Origin of the sequence: Vibrio sp. Y2-5 (genome assembly GCF_014596725.1) — a bacterium.
In the GTDB taxonomy this organism is placed as follows: Bacteria; Pseudomonadota; Gammaproteobacteria; order Enterobacterales; family Vibrionaceae; genus Vibrio.
The window spans coordinates 277,974-298,103 of the sequence record NZ_JACVEG010000001.1; the positions used below are offsets into that span (position 1 = coordinate 277,974).

Below are 20,130 nucleotides of genomic sequence, written 5' to 3' on the forward strand. Positions count from 1 at the left end.
ATACAGTGGTATTAATACTGCGACGTGTCGGTTACGCCTTGAGATTAGTTCCCAGAGTCGAAACGGATTGAGTGCGGCCTGTTGCGCTGTAAGTCATGCCAACTTTGCCTAAGCTTTGCTGCATCATGTTATTGAGCTTATTAAAGCTAAGTTGTGCGCGGTTTAGGGCTTCGCCATTGATTAGGTTAGCTTGCTGGCAATCGTGAATCACAGATCGAATTTGATTGGTTAACTCATTGAGATAGCTATCCTCTGTCAGGCTCGAGACATGAGGATGACCAGCAATTCGTTGATCCGTCGTTTGCAGTTGGTTAACCAAAACGGTTTTCTGTTTGGCAAGCGTCTCTATATCTGAAGATACTCTTGAAGTAATCGCGATTTTCTCTTTTTCCAACAGCACTGATAATTCTTGTGCGTTTTTAAGTTGGAATTCGATCAAGTCTTTTAGTGCTGCCATAACGTAAACTGCCTATAAATCGAAGTGGGTTAGTTAAAACCACCCAATTCTTTTTCAAATCTGATCATATTGTCGGCCAGTTTCTCTGAATCAACAACATAAGATCCGTTTGCAATCGCTTCTTTAATCGCAGCAACTTTGGCGCTGTCGAAGCTAGGGGTGGACGTCATATCGTTATGCAATTCACCAATGGCTTTTCCCTGATGGCTAAGCGATACAGAATCTTGCTTAACAGCACCACGGGTGGTTGCACTTGATGTTGATGAAGATGCATCTGAATTAGAACGTGCAGGAGTACGATTCGTCGTGTTTAACGAATGCCCTGAGCGTATGTTATCAATGCCTGCCATAAATGAGCCTTTTTAAAATATGAATCTGTACTGTCAATATCGACAAGTAGGAGAATAACTTTAGCAATTTTATGGCTTCGTGACGAAATTAACGCTTTTATTGCTAAGTAACTAAAACTGAACGGTTACTTCGCCAATACCACTGACTTGCGCATCTATTATACGGTTAGATTTATCATTTTTCACTTTTATCTGTTCACCGAAGCTTCCGTCAGATAATGCTGTTCCTTTAGTAGTAATATTCATACCACTGGCATTTGCTTGGATAAGTACACTGTCATTTCGGCATACCACACAGATATCATTTTGTTCGATAACATCACCTAACTTCACGTTTTTCTTGGTTTTTGCTCCGACCACTCGCTCTATCGAGGAAAAACCTTGCCGTCTAAAGCGCAGCAGATCTACCATACTGATAGTTATATCGTTTTCTGTTAAAACTTGTCCTCTGCTAATATGATTAGCAGCGGTAACCATCGGAACTCGCATTGTTAAGCGGACGGGAACATAAATTTTCCAGTTATCCGGTTCGCATTCGACCAACACTGTGATATTGCTGGCAGAGGCGTTACTGGAGGACGACGAAGTCGTCAGAGTGTTTGGACAATCGGTGGCGAATATACGTTCATCTATGTTTGCAGCATTCACCACGAGCTCGCCTCCTTCAGCGACCTCAACGCTGCTCAAAACATGATTTTCAGCGGCATTTTGAATCATTTTTACTTGCTCTGGTGTCGCAGCAAATAAAGAAAGACTAAAGAAAGCTAACAAAAAACCGATAGAGTTAAAAAAAATATTATAGAAAGCTCTACACTTAGATATGGAATGTAGATGTAAACAGATCTTCGGATGCATTGTTCGTGTCTCTCGTTTCTTCATAGCTTGCTGTAGACTACCACTTTTTTATGAACATAAGTTTGAGATGGAGATGTGCTTATGACGGGTATTCTTGATTCTGTGAATCAGCGTACGCAACTTGTCGGCCAAAACCGACTAGAATTACTGACTTTCCGTCTTAACGGACGCCAACGTTATGGCATTAACGTTTTTAAGGTCAAAGAAGTTCTACAATGTCCTAAATTGACGGCTATGCCTAATCTGCACCACTTGGTTAAAGGGGTTGCTCATATTCGCGGTCAAACGTTATCTGTCATTGACTTAAGCTTGGCCATCGGTGGCCGTCCAACTCAAGATGTTCAAAAAAGTTTTGTCGTTATTGCTGAATTTAACCGTACGATACAGGCTTTTTTAGTAAGCTCTGTTGAACGTATTATCAATATGCATTGGGAGGCAATACTTCCTCCTCCTGAAGGCGCTGGTAAAGGGAATTATCTAACAGCGGTGACTAATATTGATAATGAACTGGTTGAAATTCTCGATGTAGAAAAGATCCTTGCAGAAATCGCACCAGTTGATGAATCAATGGATGCTAGTATCGGCCAAGAAATCGCGGAAGCGGAGCAAGAAAAGGCGATTGTTCGACGTATTTTAATCGCGGACGACTCAACCGTGGCTCGTAAGCAGGTTCAACGTGCGATTGAGTCAATTGGTTTTGAATGTATTTTGACCAAAGACGGCAAAGATGCATATGAAAAGCTGTTAGAAATGGCAAAAGAAGGTAGTATTTACGAACAAATCTCTTTGGTGATTTCGGATATTGAAATGCCAGAGATGGATGGCTACACCTTAACGGCAGAAATACGCCGAAATAATGACTTAAAAGATCTCTACGTTATATTGCACTCATCACTGAGTGGGGTATTTAACCAAGCAATGGTTGAGCGAGTAGGTGCGAATGCATTTATTGCTAAGTTTAACCCCGATGAGCTTGGTAATGCGGTTAAGGCTGCGCTAGTAAAATAAAGAGAAATGAATGACTGCTATTACTATAAGCGATCAAGAATATCGCGACTTTTGCCGATTTCTGGAATCTCAATGCGGTATCGTATTAGGAGACAGTAAACAGTATTTGGTGAGAAGTCGTCTCAGTCCACTTGTGACTAAATATAAGTTGACTAGTTTGTCTGACCTGTTGCGCGATGTAGTAACAGGGAGAAATCGTGATTTGCGTGTGGCAGCAGTTGATGCGATGACAACCAACGAAACTTTGTGGTTTCGTGATACGTATCCGTTTACTGTGCTTGCTGAGCGTTTGCTTCCCGAAATGGCGGCAAAAAAACGCCCTATTAAAATTTGGTCGGCAGCGAGTTCCTCTGGTCAAGAACCTTATTCAATGGCAATGACGATTCTTGAAACTCAGCAACGTCGCCCTGGTTTGCTTCCAAGTGTATCGATCACGGCAACCGATATTTCTGCAAGCATGCTGGATATGTGTCGTGCTGGTGTGTATGACAATCTCGCTTTAGGACGTGGTTTGTCTTTAGAGCGTCGTCGTGCATTCTTTGAAGATGCAGGGGATGGACGTATGAAGGTAAAAGATAGCCTCAAGCGTCTGGTGAACTTCCGTCCGCAAAACTTAATGGAAAGCTATGCATTGCTCGGCAAGTTTGACATCATTTTCTGTCGAAATGTATTGATTTACTTTTCGCCAGATATGAAAGCAAAAGTGTTGAATCAGATGGCAAACAACCTAAATCCCGGTGGTTATCTGTTGCTCGGTGCATCTGAGTCTCTTACTGGGCTAACGGATAAGTTTGAAATGGTGCGTTGTAATCCGGGCATCATCTATAAGCTCAAATAAGCCATAAGCTTCAAACCCATTATTTTTTTAAAGCCCAGCCAAGCGCTGGGCTTTTTCTTTCCTTTCTGCTTCTCTGTTCTATACCTAAAGGGAGACATTCCAAATCTCCAAATTAATAAGTTTGCTATAGCCAAAAACGGCGTGCTTTTTGCAAACTGTTTTTTGCAAGCTAAAAGGTTGCAACACGAAAAAAGATTAATTGTGAATTGGTAAATTAAAAGTTGGTACGCTAATTGCTTTTAATCTATGACTAACGGTCAGTTCTTATTAAAGAGGCAAAGTATGGCTATTTCTTTCAACAACGCACTCGGTATACACCAGCATACGGTGGGTGTTCGTGAACGCAATGCAGAGGTTATCTCTACTAACATTGCACAAGCGAATACACCAGGGTTTAAAGCGAAAGGAATGGACTTCAAAAAGGCTTTGCAGGCGGCAAGTTCGGGGGCAAGCATTGGTCTTAGCCGTACGGACGGTCGGCACATTCCTGCCTCTACGACTGTGACAGGGGAAATGCTTTACCGCGTTCCAACTCAACCTGACACTGGTGATGGCAATACAGTGGATGTGGATTTAGAGCGTAACTTGTTTATGCAAAACCAGATTCGCCACCAAGCATCACTTGACTTCTTAGGAAGTAAATTCAAGAACTTAACGAAAGCAATTAAAGGGGAGTAATTTAGATGAGCTTATTTAATGTGTTCAATGTGACAGGTTCCGCGATGAGTGCAGAGTCTGTTCGTCTAAATACAACCTCAAGTAACCTTGCTAACGCGGACAGTATCAGTAGCTCTGCTGAGGATACTTATAAAGCGCGTCATGCAGTGTTCGGTGCGGAGTTAAGTAAAGCACGTTTTAACCGCGACCCAAACGTGCCTGTGAAAGTGTTAGGTATTGTGGAAAGTGATAAACCGCTATCAGCGGAGTTTAACCCTGATCACCCACTTGCGAATGATGAGGGCTATATCTACAAGCCTAACGTCAACGTAATGGAAGAAATGGCTAATATGATTTCTGCATCGCGTTCATACCAAACGAACGTACAAGTTGCAGACGCAAGTAAACAAATGCTGCTGCGTACGCTGCAGATGGGTCAATAAGGATAAGGAGTTAGCGTATGGCCGGAATCGATAACGTTGGTCAAAGCGGCTTGTCCTATGTTGACCAGCTGAAGGCTCTTCAAGATCAGAAGAAACCGAATGAGACCACAGGTAAACAAGATCTTAAACAAGAAGATTTTCTTTCCCTGCTCACGAAGCAACTTTCTCAGCAAGACCCTTTTAAGCCGGTTAGCAATGACCAGATGATTGCGCAAATGGCATCATTTGCGACGGTTGATGGTATTGGCAAGATGAACACTCAGTTTGAGAGTTTGAACTCGGCAATGACATCTAACCAAGCGCTACAAGCATCGTCACTGGTAGGTCGTGATGTATTGGTACCAGGTGCTGCAGGCGTTAAGAAAGATGATGCAGGCATGGCGGCAATGGTTAAGCTTCCTAGTTCGGTAGAAAACTTGTTTGTTCGTATCGAAGACGAAATGGGGCAGCTAGTTCGTACTATGGACGTAGGAGCTAAACCGGCCGGTGACAACCGTGTCGAATGGGATGGAAAAGATCAGAACGGTAATCCATTGCCGGCCGGCAAATACAAAGTGAAAGCGGCTGGTTTACTCGATGGAACAAGTACTGAATTTGGCGTATCTACTTACGCTAACGTCAATAGTGTTCTGCTTGGTAAGGGTGATGGTAACGTACTACTCAATCTAGCTGGTTTCACATCACCAGTGAAACTTGCTGAAGTACTTGAAGTTGGCAAAGCATAGAATGCTAGCTAGATAGGAGAATTTGGAATGTCATATGTATCTCTTAGCGGTTTATCCGCAGCTCAGTTAGACCTGAACACAACCAGTAACAACATTGCGAACGCAAACACATTCGGCTTTAAAGAGTCACGTGCTGAGTTCGGTGATGTTTACTCAAGTTCTTTATTTACTAACGCTAAAACCACTCCGGGTGGTGGTGTACAAGCGAATAAAGTTGCCCAACAATTCCATGAGGGTTCAAGTGTTTACACTAACAACCCAATGGACTTACGTATCTCGGGCACTGGCTTTTTCGCAGTATCTAAAGATCGCCTTATTCCACAGCAAAATGAATTGACGCGTAACGGTGCTTTCCACCTGAACAAAGACAACTTCATGGTGACGTCGAATGATGAGTTCCTACTGGGCTATCAAGTAAACCCTGATACTGGCGATGTGCTTTCTTATGAACCACAGCCAATGAACATTCCAGCAGAGTTTGGTAAGCCAAAACAAACGGCAAACATTGAAGTTGGTGTAAACCTTCCAGCAAATGGTGAGCTGAAAGATCCTGCGCTGTTTGACTACAATGACCCTGAAACTTATAACCGCTCAACGTCATCGACCATTTATGACTCAATGGGACAGTCGTATAAGCTAACTACGTACTATTTGAAAGACCAAAGTCAGCCAAATACGTGGCAAACTTATTACACCGTGACTGACAAAGAAGGCGAGAAGCCTTTGAACATCACCGGTGGTGATGCGACAACCGCAAGTGGTCAAGTCGGTCATACCATGAGGTTCAACAATGACGGTACGTTAGCAAGTTTAAATAACGGGCAGCCAATTGTTTCTGATCCACTAGGTGCAGGTGCAGACCCTGTCAACCTAAATGGCGCAGATGTAAACCAAACACTCTCTTTTGGTCTCGATTCAGCAACTCAGTTTGCCGCACCGTTTGAATTGACTAAGTTCGATGAAGATGGCGCTACAACGGGTTTCTTAACTAAGATCGACTTTGACGAAAACGGTAGTGTGTTAGGCACATACTCAAACGGTGAAAACATCACCTTAGGTCGAGTTGCGTTAGTACGTGTATCTAACGAACAAGGTCTGGATAAAAAAGGTGGTACTCAATGGGATTCAACTCAGTTCTCTGGTGACAAGATCTGGGGCGAATCAAACAAAGGCTCTTTCGGTTCCATCAACAACGGTACTCTAGAGCAATCCAACATTGATATGACCCAAGAGTTGGTGGATTTGATCTCTGCTCAACGTAACTTCCAAGCAAACTCACGTGCGCTTGAAGTTCACAACCAGCTACAACAAAACATCCTGCAGATTCGATAATACGATCTTCGTATATGGTCATCTGGTCTATCAAGCCAGCGGCAACGCTGGCTTGATAGGATTGCCAGCTTGCCACATTGCCGCGGCAAATCTCCCCGTAATACCCCTCTATTTTCTATAACCTTCTGTTTTATATTAAAAATAAAACTTGGCACACCTATTGCTTTATAACTCGTAACAGATGAATTTTGGAGCAAATTATGGACCGTGCATTGTTTCTCGCCATGAGTGGCGCAAAGCAGAATATGCAAGCTATGCAGCTAAGAGCGAATAACTTGGCCAACGTAAGCACAACAGGTTTTCGTGCTGACTTAGCACAAGCGCGTTCGATGCAAGCATACGGTGATGGTCTGCCTAGCCGAGTGTTCAGTATGACTGAGCGCCCTGGAAACAATTTCCAGCAAGGCAGCGTTATCACAACGGGACGTGATTTGGATGTCACCATTCAAGGTGATGGTTGGATTGCCGTTCAAGACAAAACGGGTGCTGAAGGTTTAACTCGTAACGGCAACTTGCAGATCGATCAAACCGGTTTACTGCTTAACGGCAATGGTCATTTAGTGCTGGGTGAGACGGGCGCACCGATCACTTTGCCGGTGCCTGTGGCAAAAGTTGAAATCGGCAACGACGGTACTATCTCTGTTCGCCCACAAGGCGCTCCGGCAGATGCTATGGAAATTGTTGACCGTATTAAGCTTGTTCGTCCAAACAACCAAGATTTATATAAAGATGTAAATGGTCTTTTCCGCGCGAAAGATCCAAACGCGGCATACGATGCAGATGCCAATGTGAAAGTTCTGACCAGAGCCTTAGAAGGCAGTAACGTCAATGCGGTGGGTGAAATGACCAGCCTAATCGAGTTACAGCGTCAGTTTGAAATGCAAGTCAAAATGATGAGCACGGCAGAAGACATGGACAAATCGTCCGATTCTCTGCTTCGTATGAGCTAACCAATTGAAAGGAAATTAGTATGCAGCCGGCATTATGGGTAAGTAAAACAGGCCTCGACGCGCAGCAAACCAATATTGCTACGATCTCGAACAACTTAGCGAACGCCTCGACGATTGGTTTCAAAAAAAGTCGTGCTGTGTTTGAAGATTTGTTCTATCAAAACATTAATCAACCTGGTGGTCAGTCATCTCAGAATACTGAATTGCCAAGCGGTTTGATGCTAGGTGCAGGTTCTAAAGTGGTGGCGACTCAAAAAGTACACACCAATGGTAATGCACAGACAACAACCAACAGCCTCGACATGATGATCGAAGGGGATGGTTTTTTCCAAATCCTGATGCCAGATGGCAACATCGGCTATTCACGAAATGGTCAGTTCACCCTGAATGATGAAGGTGTGATTGTAACCTCAGGTGCAGGCTACGCGTTGGATCCTGAAATTGTGGTTCCTGAAGACGCTATCTCCATCACTATCGGTAACGATGGTGAAGTGTCAGCTCGTATTCGTGGTCAGCAAGACAACCAGGTATTAGGGCAGATCACCACGGTAGATTTTATTAACCCAGGTGGTTTAGAGCCAATTGGTCAGAACCTTTATTTGCCGACAGGGGCAAGTGGTGATCCTCAAGAGGGCGTCCCAGGTTTAGATGGCTTAGGTAGTATTCGTCAGTCAATGCTGGAAAGCTCAAACGTTAACGTGACTGAAGAGCTGGTGAATATGATTGAAGCTCAACGTGTCTACGAGATGAACTCAAAAGTGATCTCGGCAGTAGACAAGATGATGAGCTATGCGAACCAGCAGCTATAACCTAATAGCAATAATCTTGGCTCATAAAGAGTGATTGAGAGAGTGTGATGATGAAACGTTTACTTAGCCTAATTTTTGTTTTGACGGTTTCTGGCTGTGGACTACTTCCAGAAGAGATCGAAACCTCAGATGTGACTGCTGGTACCACAGTTGTCGATGCAGTGGAAGGTGATAAGTCCACCGAGAGTGATTCAGGGCTGGTGGATACGCTACGTAAACGTACTGATCCTGTTGCTGGTGATCCTGCATGGGCTCCTATTCACCCTAAAGCCAAGCCTGAACATTATGCGGCAGAGACGGGGTCACTATTTAATTTAGCGAACTCAAGTAGCTTATACGATGACTCTAAGCCTCGAGGAATCGGTGACATCATTACTGTTAATTTGGATGAGAAAACCAAAGCGGCAAAGAGTGCTGATGCAGATTTGAATAAAACGAACGATGCTTCCATGGATCCTCTCGCTGTTGGCGGGAAAGATTTAACCGTAGGTGAATATAACTTCTCCTACGCTTTGAAAAATGACAATAAATTCAGCGGCAGTGCTGCAGCCAACCAGAGCAACAGTCTCTCAGGTTCAATTACAGTAGAAGTGATTGAAGTACTGGCAAACGGTAACCTAGTGATTCGCGGCGAAAAATGGTTAACCTTTAATACTGGTGATGAATACATTCGTTTAAGTGGCACCATTCGTCCTGACGATATCGATTTTGATAACACCATCGCTTCAACCCGTATTTCTAATGCTCGAATTCAATATTCTGGTACCGGAACGAACCAAGATATGCAAGAACCTGGATTCTTGGCACGATTTTTTAATGTGTCTCTGTAGATTAAGCTCTACAGTCGAAGAATTGACAGAATTAAGTTGATATCGATGAGGCCTAATTGGCCTCATTTGTTTTTTGAACTCAGGTCGGCAGACCTAACGTTAACGGTAACCCACAATGAAAAAACTCACTTTGTTATTGATGATGCTAGTGACAGTAAGCGCCAACGCTGCTCGCATCAAAGATGTTGCTCAAGTAGCAGGTGTGCGTAGTAACCAATTAGTGGGCTACGGTTTGGTGACTGGTTTGCCGGGCACAGGTGAATCCACACCTTTCACCGATCAAAGCTTCAATGCCATGCTGCAAAGCTTCGGCATTCAATTGCCACCTGGCACTAAGCCGAAAACCAAAAACGTTGCCGCTGTTATTGTGACTGCCGATTTACCCGCGTTTTCAAAGCAGGGACAAACGGTCGATATTACGGTGTCTTCGATTGGTTCGGCAAAAAGCTTACGTGGTGGCACGCTAATGCAGACTTTCTTAAAAGGTTTGGATGGGCAGGTTTACGCTGTAGCGCAAGGCAACTTAGTCGTTAGCGGTTTTAGTGCTTCAGGTGCTGACGGTTCAAAAATAGTGGGTAATAACCCAGCTGTCGGTATGATTTCTGGCGGTGCGATTGTAGAACGTGAAGTACCAACACCATTTGGGCGCGGCGATTTTATTACTTTCAACTTGATGGAATCGGATTTTACTACTGCTCAGCGTATGGCTGATGCAGTGAATAATTTCCTTGGTCCTCAAATGGCATCAGCGGTTGATGCTGCATCTGTACGTGTTCGTGCACCTCGTGATGTGAGCCAGCGAGTAGCGTTTCTTTCTGCGATTGAAAACTTAGAATTTAACCCAGCAGACGGTTCGGCAAAGATCATTGTTAACTCTCGTACTGGAACAATTGTTGTGGGACAGCATGTTCGCCTAAAACCTGCGGCAGTCACACACGGTGGTATGACAGTGGCAATCAAAGAGAATCTCAATGTCAGCCAACCTAATGCTTTCTCTGGCGGTCAAACCGTGGTTGTTCCTAATTCAACTATCGATGTACAAGAGAAACAAGGCAAGATGTTCAAACTTGAGCCGGGCGTGACTTTAGATGAACTTGTTCGTGCAGTAAACGAAGTCGGCGCAGCGCCTTCAGATTTAATGGCAATTTTGCAAGCGCTTAAGCAAGCAGGTGCTATTGAAGGTCAGTTGATCATTATCTAAGGGGCTTAAGATGATTAATAACTCTAACGATATTGGTTTTGTTCACGATATTGCCAGCCTAGATAAACTGCGTCAGCAGGCTGTAGGTGGTGATGATAAATCAGAGAAAGAAGCGTTAACGGCAGCCGCTCGCCAGTTTGAGTCGATCTTTACCAACATGATGCTGAAGTCTATGCGTGATGCAAACTCTAGCTTCAAATCGGAACTGTTTAACAGCCAGAATGAAGATTTCTATCGCCAGATGCTTGATGAGCAGATGACCAGTGAACTGAGCTCATCGGGTTCGCTTGGTTTAGCGGATATGATTGTGGCTCAACTGTCTGCAGGTGAGAAATCACAAGCTGGCGGTGAAGATGGATTCCAAGAAGCGATGCGCCGTGTAGAACGTTCTCGCGAAGCCGCGGCAAACAGCGCTGAAGCTGGTGAAGACAGTGAACTCACGATGGTGAATAACACTGCTGCTAGTGAAACTAAGGCAGAACAAGCGGCAAACTTTGAATCACCACGTTCGTTTGTTTCTTCACTGAAACCTTATGCGGATAAAGCGGCAAAAGCGTTGGGCATTGATGCCTCTCTACTTATTGCTCAAGCGGCATTAGAAACAGGCTGGGGGCAGAAAGTGGTTAAAAATGCTCGAGGTAGCAGTAATAACCTCTTCAACATCAAAGCGGATCGCAGTTGGCAAGGAAACAAGGTGGCGACTCAGACTTTGGAGTACCACCACAACACACCAGTTATGGAAAAAGCGGCATTCCGTTCGTATAACTCTTTCCAAGACAGCTTTAACGATTATGTTCGTTTCCTAGAAAAGAACCCTCGCTACACCACTGCACTGAATCATCAAGGTAGCAACGAAGAGTTCATCCGTGGTATTCACAAAGCGGGATACGCAACGGACCCAGAGTACGCAGACAAAGTGCTCAGAGTAAAATCTCAAATCGACCAAATGGGCGAGCTATAAACAGTGAAAGCCGGAGTAAATACTCCGGTTTTTTGTCTTTCTGCTTCAACCGATTTCTTATTTCTTCTTTATATTTCCTCGAGTTACCTCCAATAAATAAAACTGGCATACATGTTGCTTTATACCCTTTAGATAGTCAGTGAACACTGATGTTTTTATAGTTTTTGGGGGCAGTATGGCGTCTGATCTTCTGAATGTGGGTACGCAAAGCGTATTAACCGCTCAGAGACAACTCAATACAACAGGTCATAACATTTCTAATGTTAATACAGAGGGTTACAGCCGTCAGTCTGTGATCCAAGGGACCAATATGCCTCGCCAATACGGTGGACAAACCTATGGTATGGGCGTACATGTGGACAATGTTCGCCGCTCATGGGATCAGTTTGCCGTTAAAGAGCTGAACATTGCCACTTCCGAATACGCATTTAAGAGCGATACCGAGCAGAACCTAGATATGTTATCCAAACTGCTCTCCTCTGTTGCGTCTAAAAAAATTCCTGAGAACCTTAACGAGTGGTTTGATGCGGTGAAATCACTAGCAGATTCCCCGAATGATGTGGGCGCTCGTAAAGTGGTGCTTGAGAAAGCGAATCTGATTTCTCAAAACCTCAATGATTTCCATGAGACCGTACGCCGTCAATACGATGTGACCAATAAAGGCCTCGATGTTGGTATTGAGCGTATCAACCAAATCGCGATTGAAATCCGTGACTTGCAACGCTTGATGATGAAAGTTCCGGGGCCTCACAACGATTTGATGGACCAGCATGAAAAGCTGGTGGCAGAGCTTTCTGAGTACACCAATGTAACCGTTACTCCTCGTAAAAATGCGGAAGGATTTAATATCCATATCGGCAATGGGCATACCTTAGTTTCTGGCACTGAAGCAAGTCAGTTAAAAATGATGGACGGTTATCCGGACGTTAAACAACGCCGTCTTGCAATGGTTGAAGGCAATGGTATCAAACCGATTACGTCAAAAGACATTGGCGGCAAAATTGGCGCGTTAATGGATATGCGTGATGAGCACATTCCTTACGTTATGGATGAAATCGGACGTTTAGCGACATCGTTCTCTTATGAAGTCAATAAGTTGCAATGGCAAGGTTTGGACCTACGCGGTGATGTGGGGCATAACATCTTTACCGATGTGAACTCAGACGTTGCCGCTCGCGAACGTGTTGTCACCCCTAGTGATTCAGAAGCAGACATTGCCGTTTACATTGATGATATTAGCCAGCTCACGGGTGGTGAGTACTCGCTCTCATACAACGGCAGTGATTATGTGGTTACGCGTCCTAGCGGAGAACAGGTGATTGCTGAGGAATCTCGCGGCAATATTTTCATCGATGGTATGCGCATTCAAATCAACAATGATCCGCAGACGGGTGAGCGCGTCATTTTGCGCCCAACTCGTAGTGGTGCAAAAGACATTAAGCTTGTCACCAACGACCCGGCAAAAATTGCCGCTCAAAGTTATGAAGCATCGACCACGTTAGCCCAAGGCAAAGCCAAATTCAAAATTCTTGAAGCCGGTGCTGTACGTGAGTTTGAAGTGGTTGTCTCTCCTTTAGGTGACCAGTTTGCCGTTACCGATACAAAAGGCAACATCTTACTGGAACCGCAAGAGTATCCGCCTTCAGGGCCTGTTGAGGTTCAGGGCACTATTTTTGAACTCACCGGCGGTGCATTGCCGGATGATAAATTTACGGCAAACCTTGTTGCGTCAGAAGGTGACAACGGCAACTTACGTAAAATGATCAACATTCAGACCAATAAAGAGATGAACGATAACAACTCGACCATCATCGATCTGTATCACAACCTCAATACAGATTTTGGTTTGAAGCTGTCGACTGCTTCACGTCTAACTGACGTTTCTCGTTTAGAAAAGCAATCTGCACAAGAACGTATTGCTTCCGTATCTGGGGTGAACCTGGATGAAGAAGCGGCAAACATGATGAAGTTTCAACAAGCCTATATGGCTTCGTCTCGTATCATCCAAGCGTCGAACGATACGTTTAACACTATTCTGCAGTTGAGATAGGAGGGAGATTAAATGTTAACTCGAATTTCTAGCTTCCATAACTATCAATCTGTGCAAAACGACATGCGTCGTCAAGAATCGAAAGTTCACCATAACCAAGCGCAATTGGCGTCTGGTAAGAAGCTATTGTCGGCAGCGGATAACCCGCTCGCGACACATTACATTCAGAACGTGACTCAGCAAGAAGAGCAGCTACGCCAATACTTGGATGCCATTACTTTGGTTCGAAACCGTCTTGAGCATCAGGAAGTGATTGTGAGTAATGCGGAAGAATTTGCTGATAAAGCCAAGCGTAATGTCATGGAAATGATCAACGGTTCTCTTTCACCAGAAGACCGAGGGGCTATAGCTCGTCAAATCCAAGAGATCTCAAATAACTTCATTAACCTTGCGAATGTGCAAGATGAGATGGGCAACTACATTTTTGCTGGTACAAAGCCAAAGAATCAGCCGTTTTTCCGCGATAACGCAGGTAACGTAACTTATTCTGGTGATGACTATCAGAGAAAAATGAAAATTTCCAATAGCTTAGAGATTCCGTTTAACACACCGGGTAGCAAAATCTTTATGGAGATTGAGAACCCGTTTGGTGATTACGAACCGAATTACGATTTGCAAGAAGGTTCAGAGTTACTGCTTGAACGCGCGACCAACAGCAATGTTGATGATAACTCGAGCTACAAGGTGACATTCGTTGACATGGATAACGGCAAGTTTGGTTATCAACTTGAACGCAACGGCAGCATCGTGCAGGCCGATGAGTTTGATGGCAAAACCGGTATCCAATTTGAAGGTTTAACAATTGCTGTTAAAGGTCAGATCACCAAAGGTGACTCTATAACTATCGAGCCACGTAAAACCTTCAGTATTTTCGACAGTTTCAAAGATGCGATTGAGTATTCATCTGGCTCCGTTTCAGACGCTTCTTCGACAGCGAAATTACATCAAGTGGTAGAAGAGCTGCATAAAGCTTTTATTCATTTGAACAAATCGCACACCAATATCGGTGCCAGCTTGAGTACTTTAGATATTCAAGAAGAGCAACACGAAGATTTCAAAATCAGTTTAGCGAAGTCAAAAAGTCAGTTTGAAGACTTGGATTACGCAGAGGCCGTGATTGAATTCAACGAAAATTCCCGAGCATTGCAAGCTTCACAGCAAGCATTCGGTAAAACCAAAGATTTAAACCTATTTAATTACATCTAACTTGAATGCCATATGTGCAATGCCATATGAGCAAAGTGAAGTGTGATTGATGAAGGTACGATTGCCACTTCGTTTATTGATTGCGAATTAATCAATAGTAAAGCGGCAAGTGTGCGGCAATTAATGATTGCCGCTGGCTATGAATCTCTAGATTTCCCAATTGTATTGGATGAAATTTGTAGGTAACTATTTGAAATTTAGTGTTTTTAATAAATAATTTTACTTAATTTCAAAGTTGGCATACATATTGAATTATCAATACGAGTGTTAATTAAACAATTTTTTAAATCGGCACATGTTGCAGATTTAGCAAGTTATTTACGGTCAGTGCTTCCAAAGAGTAAAGCTGACCGCTTCGCAAAATACTTGCGGACTCGATAGGAGAGCAAACTATGACCATTAATGTAAATACCAACGTGTCGGCAATGACTGCGCAGCGTTATCTAAACAAAGCGACTGGCGAGCTAAACACATCTATGGAGCGCTTGTCGTCTGGTAACCGCATCAACAGTGCGAAAGACGATGCAGCGGGCCTACAAATCTCTAACCGTTTGACTGCTCAGTCTCGTGGTCTAGATGTAGCAATGCGCAATGCCAACGACGGTATTTCGATTGCACAGACTGCGGAAGGTGCAATGAATGAGTCAACCAGTATCCTACAACGTATACGTGACCTTTCTTTGCAATCAGCGAACGGCACCAACTCTTTATCTGAGCGTAAAGCGCTTAACGAAGAGGTGTCAGCACTGCAAGACGAATTAAACCGTATCGCAGAAACTACATCATTCGGTGGTCGTAAACTGCTTAACGGTTCATTTGGTGAGGCATCATTCCAGATCGGCTCTAGTTCTGGTGAAGCAATCATCATGGGCTTAACCAGCATCCGTGCTGATGAACCTCGCATGGGTGGTATGGCGTACGTATCAGAGCAAGGTAAGACAAAAGACTGGGGCGTACCTGCCAACGCAAATGAACTGACTTTCGAGTTCACAGGTAAAGACGGTGAGCCAAAGACGGTAAGTGTTCAAGCGAAAGTCGGCGATGATATTGAAGAGGTCGCGACCTATATCAATGGTCAAACAGATGTGTTTAAAGCGTCAGTAGACGAAGATGGCAAGCTTCAAATCTTCATTGCTGAACCGGATTTGGCACAAGACTTCAACATCGGTGGCAGTTTAGCTGGTGAACTTGGTTTGAGTACTGAAAGCGGCAAATACACTACAGTACAAGATATTGATGTAACAACAGTGGGTGGTTCTCAAAACGCTGTTGGTATTGTCGATGCGGCGTTGAAGTACGTTGATTCACAACGTGCTGACCTGGGTGCGAAACAAAACCGTTTAAGCCACAGTATTAGTAACTTGGCGAACATCCAAGAAAACGTGGAAGCATCTAAGAGCCGTATTAAAGATACAGATTTTGCGAAGGAAACAACGCAACTTACTAAATCTCAAATTCTGCAACAAGCGGGTACCTCGATTCTCGCTCAAGCAAAACAGTTGCCAAACTCTGCAATTACACTATTGCAGTAGTTTTAGGACTCTTCATTAATAAGTCTAGACGTAGGCATGTATTGAAGACCCTTTGGCAAAGTATGTTTATTAGAAAGTGGCAGGCTCTCTCAATCTACACCCTGTCTGCCACCGGATAATACTCATACGCCCCGGTAAGCCTAAATGTGTTCATTTCTCTTGATCTCAACATGGCTTGGCTACCACAAACAGCCCCAGTTCTCTCAAAGGAAAAGGGGCTTTTCTTTTGCCTGTAATTCATCATTTCCTTCAGCGCAACATCCGATCTTTTTAAGCTAAACCTTACATTTATCTCGTCTGTATCCTCTGGCACTGACAATTCTGTGTCAGTCACGTCGCATATTTTCGCTAAATCCTTAATTTTTCTAAAGGTATTCTCTTGTGGGCCGCTAACAGAGATAACTTTGAGAGAACAAATTGGTTTTTCGAGACGTCGGAAACCGCATTCGAAGTTCCGCTTCGCAGAAAAATCTAGGAGAGACAACTATGTCAGTGAACGTAAATACTAATGTGTCAGCAATGACAGCACAGCGATATTTGAACAGTGCTACATCTGCTCAGCAAACGTCTATGGAGCGTTTGTCATCAGGTTCAAAGATCAACAGTGCAAAAGATGACGCTGCAGGTCTACAGATCTCAAACCGTCTGAATGTGCAAAGCCGAGGCTTTGATGTTGCTGTACGCAATGCGAACGATGGTATTTCTATTGCTCAAACTGCTGAAGGTGCGATGAATGAAACAACGAACATTCTACAACGTGTTCGTGACTTATCATTGCAAGCAGCGAACGGCTCAAACTCAAAGTCTGAGCGAGTAGCGATTCAGGAAGAAATCTCGTCAATGAATGACGAACTTAACCGTATCGCCGAAACCACTTCATTTGCCGGTGGTAAGCTTCTCAATGGTACCTTTGATACTAAGTCATTCCAGATTGGCGCGGATAGCGGTGAGGCAGTCATGCTTTCACTGAACAATATGCGCAGTGATAACCAGAAAATGGGTGGCGTGAGTTACAAAGCAGAAAACGGTCAAGGTAAAGACTGGGCTGTTAAGTCTGGAAGTAATGATCTGACGATTACTCTTAATGACAAATATGAAGGTGAGAAAACCATCTCTATCAATGCTAAATCAGGCGATGATATTGAAGAGTTAGCCACTTACATAAATGGTCAAACAGATATGGTGAAAGCTTCTGTCGATGAAGACGGCAAGCTACAGCTGTTTACGGCGGCAGACAAAGTGGAAGGCCAAGCGACGTTTGGTGGCAGCCTTGCCGGTGAATTGGGCTTTGGTGAAGGTAAAGACGTTACCGTTAAAGATATTGATGTGACCAGTGTTGGTGGTGCTCAGCAATCTGTAGCGATTGTGGATGCAGCACTGAAGTTTGTTGATAGTCATCGAGCTGAGTTGGGTGCATTCCAAAACCGCTTTAATCATGCAATCAGCAACTTAGAAAACATTAACGAAAACGTAAATGCTTCTAAGAGCCGAATCAAAGACACTGATTTCGCGAAAGAAACAACGTCATTAACCAAGTCGCAAATTCTTTCTCAAGCTTCAAGCACGGTATTGGCACAAGCAAAACAAGCTCCAAACTCTGCTTTGGCTCTTCTTGGCTAATAGCTAGTAGATTTGTGGTAATGAAGAATCCAGCTTCGGCTGGATTTTTTATACCTAGAAAAGCTTCATTTTTATTGTTACCGCTTTTATGAAGGAGTATTTGCTAAAAGAAGAAGAGGGTAAGGGTGAAATAACTGCCTGACTAGATAAGTTGATTAAAGCTGTTATCGAAACGCCAGACGATGAAATGAAGACATAAGCAGACGAAAGTTATCACGCAGATAAAACAAAACCCAGCCTAAGCTGGGTTTTATTATGATGGTGCGGAAGGAGAGACTTGAACTCTCACACCTTGCGGCGCCAGAACCTAAATCTGGTGCGTCTACCAATTTCGCCACTTCCGCAACTTAATCTGTAGATTAACTGAATATTGGTCTTCAATTAATCGTTGTAGTGATCTGTAATTTAAACAAAGCACTTAAATAGTGGCAGGTCTACCTCGAAGTCGAAACAGGGAGAATAGATGGAGCATCGAAGCCTTACTAACCACTATCTTAATTGTAATGGCAGGTCTACCTGGATTCGAACCAGGGAATGGCGGCATCAAAAGCCGCTGCCTTACCGCTTGGCGATAGACCTGCAGAGATGATTGCTCATCTGAATAATGGTGCGGAAGGAGAGACTTGAACTCTCACACCTTGCGGCGCCAGAACCTAAATCTGGTGCGTCTACCAATTTCGCCACTTCCGCATCTTAATCTGTAGATTAACTGAATATTGGTCTTCAATTAATCGTTGTAGTGATCTGTAATTTAAACAAAGCACTTAAATAGTGGCAGGTCTACCTCGAAGTCGAAACAGGGAGAATAGATGGAGCATCGAAGCCTTACTAACCACTATCTTAATTGTAATGGCAGGTCTACCTGGATTCGAACCAGGGAATGGCGGCATCAAAAGCCGCTGCCTTACCGCTTGGCGATAGACCTGCAGAGATGATTGCTCATCTGAATAATGGTGCGGAAGGAGAGACTTGAACTCTCACACCTTGCGGCGCCAGAACCTAAATCTGGTGCGTCTACCAATTTCGCCACTTCCGCATCTTAATCTGTAAATTAATTGAATTCAGCGTTCAACTAATTGTTGTAATAACTCGTCTAAAACCAGCTATTTACCAATAATGGCAGGTCTACCTGGATTCGAACCAGGGAATGGCGGCATCAAAAGCCGCTGCCTTACCGCTTGGCGATAGACCTGCAGAGATGATTGCTCATCTGAATAATGGTGCGGAAGGAGAGACTTGAACTCTCACACCTTGCGGCGCCAGAACCTAAATCTGGTGCGTCTACCAATTTCGCCACTTCCGCATCTTAATCTGTAGATTAATTGAATTCAGCGTTCAACTAATTGTTGTAATAACTCGTCTAAAACCAGCTATTTACCAATAATGGCAGGTCTACCTGGATTCGAACCAGGGAATGGCGGCATCAAAAGCCGCTGCCTTACCGCTTGGCGATAGACCTGCAGAGATGATTGCTCATCTGAATAATGGTGCGGAAGGAGAGACTTGAACTCTCACACCTTGCGGCGCCAGAACCTAAATCTGGTGCGTCTACCAATTTCGCCACTTCCGCAACTTAATCTGTAGATTAACTGAATATTGGTCTTCAATTAATCGTTGTAGTGATCTGTCATTTAAACAAAACACTCTAAATAATGGCAGGTCTACCTCGAAGTCGAAACAGGGAGAATAGATGGGGCATCAAAGCCTTACTAACCACTATCTTAATTGTAATGGCAGGTCTACCTGGATTCGAACCAGGGAATGGCGGCATCAAAAGCCGCTGCCTTACCGCTTGGCGATAGACCTACAGAGATGATTGCTCATCTAAATAATGGTGCGGAAGGAGAGACTTGAACTCTCACACCTTGCGGCGCCAGAACCTAAATCTGGTGCGTCTACCAATTTCGCCACTTCCGCAACTTAATCTGTAGATTAACTGAATATTGGTCTTCAATTAATCGTTGTAGTGATCTGTAATTTAAACAAAGCACTTAAATAGTGGCAGGTCTACCTCGAAGTCGAAACAGGGAGAATAGATGGAGCATCGAAGCCTTACTAACCACTATCTTAATTGTAATGGCAGGTCTACCTGGATTCGAACCAGGGAATGGCGGCATCAAAAGCCGCTGCCTTACCGCTTGGCGATAGACCTGCAGAGATGATTGCTCATCTGAATAATGGTGCGGAAGGAGAGACTTGAACTCTCACACCTTGCGGCGCCAGAACCTAAATCTGGTGCGTCTACCAATTTCGCCACTTCCGCATCTTAATCTGTAGATTAACTGAATTCAGCGTTCAACTAATTG

Annotated in this window: 18 protein-coding genes and 13 tRNA genes; 15 read left to right on the forward strand and 16 right to left on the reverse strand. The window is 44.0% G+C overall.

Features of this window, described 5'->3' with window-relative positions; translation table 11 throughout:
* Positions 1-31: 31 nt before the first annotated feature.
* The 3 genes from HUO09_RS01190 to flgA all read right to left on the reverse strand — a co-directional run bounded on the left by HUO09_RS01190 (position 32) and on the right by flgA (position 1,686).
* On the reverse strand, positions 32-457 hold the full coding sequence (locus HUO09_RS01190) for a flagella synthesis protein FlgN (protein ID WP_167411513.1): 426 nt from the start codon (positions 455-457) through the stop codon (positions 32-34).
* Positions 458-486: 29 nt separating this feature from the next.
* Complete coding sequence (flgM, locus tag HUO09_RS01195; RefSeq protein ID WP_167411512.1) at positions 487-807, reverse strand: flagellar biosynthesis anti-sigma factor FlgM; 321 nt, start codon at positions 805-807, stop codon at positions 487-489.
* A 111-nt stretch (positions 808-918) separates the two neighbouring features.
* Complete coding sequence (flgA, locus tag HUO09_RS01200; RefSeq protein ID WP_167411511.1) at positions 919-1,686, reverse strand: flagellar basal body P-ring formation chaperone FlgA; 768 nt, start codon at positions 1,684-1,686, stop codon at positions 919-921.
* Between the two features lie 57 nt (positions 1,687-1,743).
* Between flgA and HUO09_RS01205 the strand changes: the two genes are divergently transcribed.
* The 15 genes from HUO09_RS01205 to HUO09_RS01275 all read left to right on the forward strand — a co-directional run bounded on the left by HUO09_RS01205 (position 1,744) and on the right by HUO09_RS01275 (position 17,824).
* Positions 1,744-2,670 carry a chemotaxis protein CheV gene (locus HUO09_RS01205; protein WP_167411510.1) on the forward strand — a complete coding sequence of 309 codons (927 nt, stop codon included), beginning with the start codon at positions 1,744-1,746 and terminating at the stop codon, positions 2,668-2,670.
* Positions 2,671-2,680: 10 nt separating this feature from the next.
* A complete protein-coding gene (locus tag HUO09_RS01210; protein ID WP_167411509.1) occupies positions 2,681-3,508 on the forward strand; it encodes a protein-glutamate O-methyltransferase in 828 nt (275 codons plus the stop codon).
* A gap of 282 nt (positions 3,509-3,790) precedes the next feature.
* On the forward strand, positions 3,791-4,186 hold the full coding sequence (flgB, locus tag HUO09_RS01215; protein ID WP_102940319.1) for a flagellar basal body rod protein FlgB: 396 nt from the start codon (positions 3,791-3,793) through the stop codon (positions 4,184-4,186).
* 5 nt (positions 4,187-4,191) lie between these two features.
* The gene (gene flgC, locus HUO09_RS01220) at positions 4,192-4,608 is read left to right on the forward strand and encodes a flagellar basal body rod protein FlgC (RefSeq protein WP_042479998.1); all 417 of its coding nucleotides are present in this window, start codon (positions 4,192-4,194) and stop codon (positions 4,606-4,608) included.
* Positions 4,609-4,625: 17 nt separating this feature from the next.
* The gene (gene flgD, locus HUO09_RS01225) at positions 4,626-5,333 is read left to right on the forward strand and encodes a flagellar hook assembly protein FlgD (RefSeq protein WP_102940318.1); all 708 of its coding nucleotides are present in this window, start codon (positions 4,626-4,628) and stop codon (positions 5,331-5,333) included.
* Positions 5,334-5,360: 27 nt separating this feature from the next.
* Positions 5,361-6,665, forward strand: coding sequence for a flagellar hook protein FlgE (gene flgE / locus HUO09_RS01230; protein WP_167411508.1), 1,305 nt, complete (start codon positions 5,361-5,363; stop codon positions 6,663-6,665).
* Positions 6,666-6,865: 200 nt separating this feature from the next.
* Positions 6,866-7,615, forward strand: coding sequence for a flagellar basal-body rod protein FlgF (flgF, locus tag HUO09_RS01235; protein WP_167411507.1), 750 nt, complete (start codon positions 6,866-6,868; stop codon positions 7,613-7,615).
* A 20-nt stretch (positions 7,616-7,635) separates the two neighbouring features.
* On the forward strand, positions 7,636-8,424 hold the full coding sequence (flgG, locus tag HUO09_RS01240; RefSeq protein ID WP_167411506.1) for a flagellar basal-body rod protein FlgG: 789 nt from the start codon (positions 7,636-7,638) through the stop codon (positions 8,422-8,424).
* Between the two features lie 50 nt (positions 8,425-8,474).
* A complete protein-coding gene (gene flgH / locus HUO09_RS01245) occupies positions 8,475-9,254 on the forward strand; it encodes a flagellar basal body L-ring protein FlgH (RefSeq protein ID WP_167411555.1) in 780 nt (259 codons plus the stop codon).
* Between the two features lie 115 nt (positions 9,255-9,369).
* A complete protein-coding gene (locus tag HUO09_RS01250) occupies positions 9,370-10,455 on the forward strand; it encodes a flagellar basal body P-ring protein FlgI (protein WP_188232759.1) in 1,086 nt (361 codons plus the stop codon).
* 10 nt (positions 10,456-10,465) lie between these two features.
* On the forward strand, positions 10,466-11,416 hold the full coding sequence (gene flgJ, locus HUO09_RS01255; protein ID WP_188232760.1) for a flagellar assembly peptidoglycan hydrolase FlgJ: 951 nt from the start codon (positions 10,466-10,468) through the stop codon (positions 11,414-11,416).
* 175 nt (positions 11,417-11,591) lie between these two features.
* Positions 11,592-13,466, forward strand: a complete 1,875-nt coding sequence (gene flgK, locus HUO09_RS01260) for a flagellar hook-associated protein FlgK (RefSeq protein ID WP_167411503.1) — start codon at positions 11,592-11,594, stop codon at positions 13,464-13,466.
* 12 nt (positions 13,467-13,478) lie between these two features.
* Positions 13,479-14,672: a flagellar hook-associated protein FlgL gene (gene flgL / locus HUO09_RS01265; protein WP_167411502.1), complete on the forward strand. Its 1,194-nt coding sequence runs from the start codon at positions 13,479-13,481 to the stop codon at positions 14,670-14,672.
* 392 nt (positions 14,673-15,064) lie between these two features.
* Entirely contained in the window at positions 15,065-16,204 is a 1,140-nt protein-coding gene (locus HUO09_RS01270) for a flagellin (protein WP_167413845.1), read from the forward strand.
* A 486-nt stretch (positions 16,205-16,690) separates the two neighbouring features.
* A complete protein-coding gene (locus tag HUO09_RS01275; protein ID WP_167413844.1) occupies positions 16,691-17,824 on the forward strand; it encodes a flagellin in 1,134 nt (377 codons plus the stop codon).
* Positions 17,825-18,083: 259 nt separating this feature from the next.
* On the opposite strand, the gene HUO09_RS01280 is transcribed toward HUO09_RS01275, so the two are convergent.
* The 13 genes from HUO09_RS01280 to HUO09_RS01340 form a co-directional block, all read right to left on the reverse strand.
* A tRNA-Leu gene (locus tag HUO09_RS01280) sits at positions 18,084-18,168 on the reverse strand.
* Positions 18,169-18,328: 160 nt separating this feature from the next.
* A tRNA-Gln gene (locus HUO09_RS01285) sits at positions 18,329-18,403 on the reverse strand.
* 26 nt (positions 18,404-18,429) lie between these two features.
* Positions 18,430-18,514, reverse strand: a tRNA-Leu gene (locus HUO09_RS01290).
* A gap of 160 nt (positions 18,515-18,674) precedes the next feature.
* Positions 18,675-18,749, reverse strand: a tRNA-Gln gene (locus HUO09_RS01295).
* A 26-nt stretch (positions 18,750-18,775) separates the two neighbouring features.
* Positions 18,776-18,860 (reverse strand) — tRNA-Leu (locus tag HUO09_RS01300).
* An 81-nt stretch (positions 18,861-18,941) separates the two neighbouring features.
* Positions 18,942-19,016, reverse strand: a tRNA-Gln gene (locus HUO09_RS01305).
* Between the two features lie 26 nt (positions 19,017-19,042).
* Positions 19,043-19,127 (reverse strand) — tRNA-Leu (locus HUO09_RS01310).
* 81 nt (positions 19,128-19,208) lie between these two features.
* A tRNA-Gln gene (locus tag HUO09_RS01315) sits at positions 19,209-19,283 on the reverse strand.
* A gap of 26 nt (positions 19,284-19,309) precedes the next feature.
* Positions 19,310-19,394 (reverse strand) — tRNA-Leu (locus HUO09_RS01320).
* A 161-nt stretch (positions 19,395-19,555) separates the two neighbouring features.
* Positions 19,556-19,630: transfer RNA gene (locus tag HUO09_RS01325), tRNA-Gln, on the reverse strand.
* Between the two features lie 26 nt (positions 19,631-19,656).
* Positions 19,657-19,741, reverse strand: a tRNA-Leu gene (locus HUO09_RS01330).
* 160 nt (positions 19,742-19,901) lie between these two features.
* Positions 19,902-19,976: transfer RNA gene (locus tag HUO09_RS01335), tRNA-Gln, on the reverse strand.
* Between the two features lie 26 nt (positions 19,977-20,002).
* Positions 20,003-20,087, reverse strand: a tRNA-Leu gene (locus HUO09_RS01340).
* Positions 20,088-20,130: the final 43 nt, after the last annotated feature.

What these genes read in the sequence shown, in the direction of transcription:
- HUO09_RS01190 (WP_167411513.1), bottom strand. Translation starts at nt 457, where the DNA reads ATGGCAGCACTAAAAGACTTGATCGAATTCCAACTTAAAAACGCACAA.
- flgM (WP_167411512.1), bottom strand. Translation starts at nt 807, where the DNA reads ATGGCAGGCATTGATAACATACGCTCAGGGCATTCGTTAAACACGACG.
- flgA (WP_167411511.1), bottom strand. Translation starts at nt 1,686, where the DNA reads ATGAAGAAACGAGAGACACGAACAATGCATCCGAAGATCTGTTTACAT.
- HUO09_RS01205 (WP_167411510.1), top strand. Translation starts at nt 1,744, where the DNA reads ATGACGGGTATTCTTGATTCTGTGAATCAGCGTACGCAACTTGTCGGC.
- HUO09_RS01210 (WP_167411509.1), top strand. Translation starts at nt 2,681, where the DNA reads ATGACTGCTATTACTATAAGCGATCAAGAATATCGCGACTTTTGCCGA.
- flgB (WP_102940319.1), top strand. Translation starts at nt 3,791, where the DNA reads ATGGCTATTTCTTTCAACAACGCACTCGGTATACACCAGCATACGGTG.
- flgC (WP_042479998.1), top strand. Translation starts at nt 4,192, where the DNA reads ATGAGCTTATTTAATGTGTTCAATGTGACAGGTTCCGCGATGAGTGCA.
- flgD (WP_102940318.1), top strand. Translation starts at nt 4,626, where the DNA reads ATGGCCGGAATCGATAACGTTGGTCAAAGCGGCTTGTCCTATGTTGAC.
- flgE (WP_167411508.1), top strand. Translation starts at nt 5,361, where the DNA reads ATGTCATATGTATCTCTTAGCGGTTTATCCGCAGCTCAGTTAGACCTG.
- flgF (WP_167411507.1), top strand. Translation starts at nt 6,866, where the DNA reads ATGGACCGTGCATTGTTTCTCGCCATGAGTGGCGCAAAGCAGAATATG.
- flgG (WP_167411506.1), top strand. Translation starts at nt 7,636, where the DNA reads ATGCAGCCGGCATTATGGGTAAGTAAAACAGGCCTCGACGCGCAGCAA.
- flgH (WP_167411555.1), top strand. Translation starts at nt 8,475, where the DNA reads ATGAAACGTTTACTTAGCCTAATTTTTGTTTTGACGGTTTCTGGCTGT.
- HUO09_RS01250 (WP_188232759.1), top strand. Translation starts at nt 9,370, where the DNA reads ATGAAAAAACTCACTTTGTTATTGATGATGCTAGTGACAGTAAGCGCC.
- flgJ (WP_188232760.1), top strand. Translation starts at nt 10,466, where the DNA reads ATGATTAATAACTCTAACGATATTGGTTTTGTTCACGATATTGCCAGC.
- flgK (WP_167411503.1), top strand. Translation starts at nt 11,592, where the DNA reads ATGGCGTCTGATCTTCTGAATGTGGGTACGCAAAGCGTATTAACCGCT.
- flgL (WP_167411502.1), top strand. Translation starts at nt 13,479, where the DNA reads ATGTTAACTCGAATTTCTAGCTTCCATAACTATCAATCTGTGCAAAAC.
- HUO09_RS01270 (WP_167413845.1), top strand. Translation starts at nt 15,065, where the DNA reads ATGACCATTAATGTAAATACCAACGTGTCGGCAATGACTGCGCAGCGT.
- HUO09_RS01275 (WP_167413844.1), top strand. Translation starts at nt 16,691, where the DNA reads ATGTCAGTGAACGTAAATACTAATGTGTCAGCAATGACAGCACAGCGA.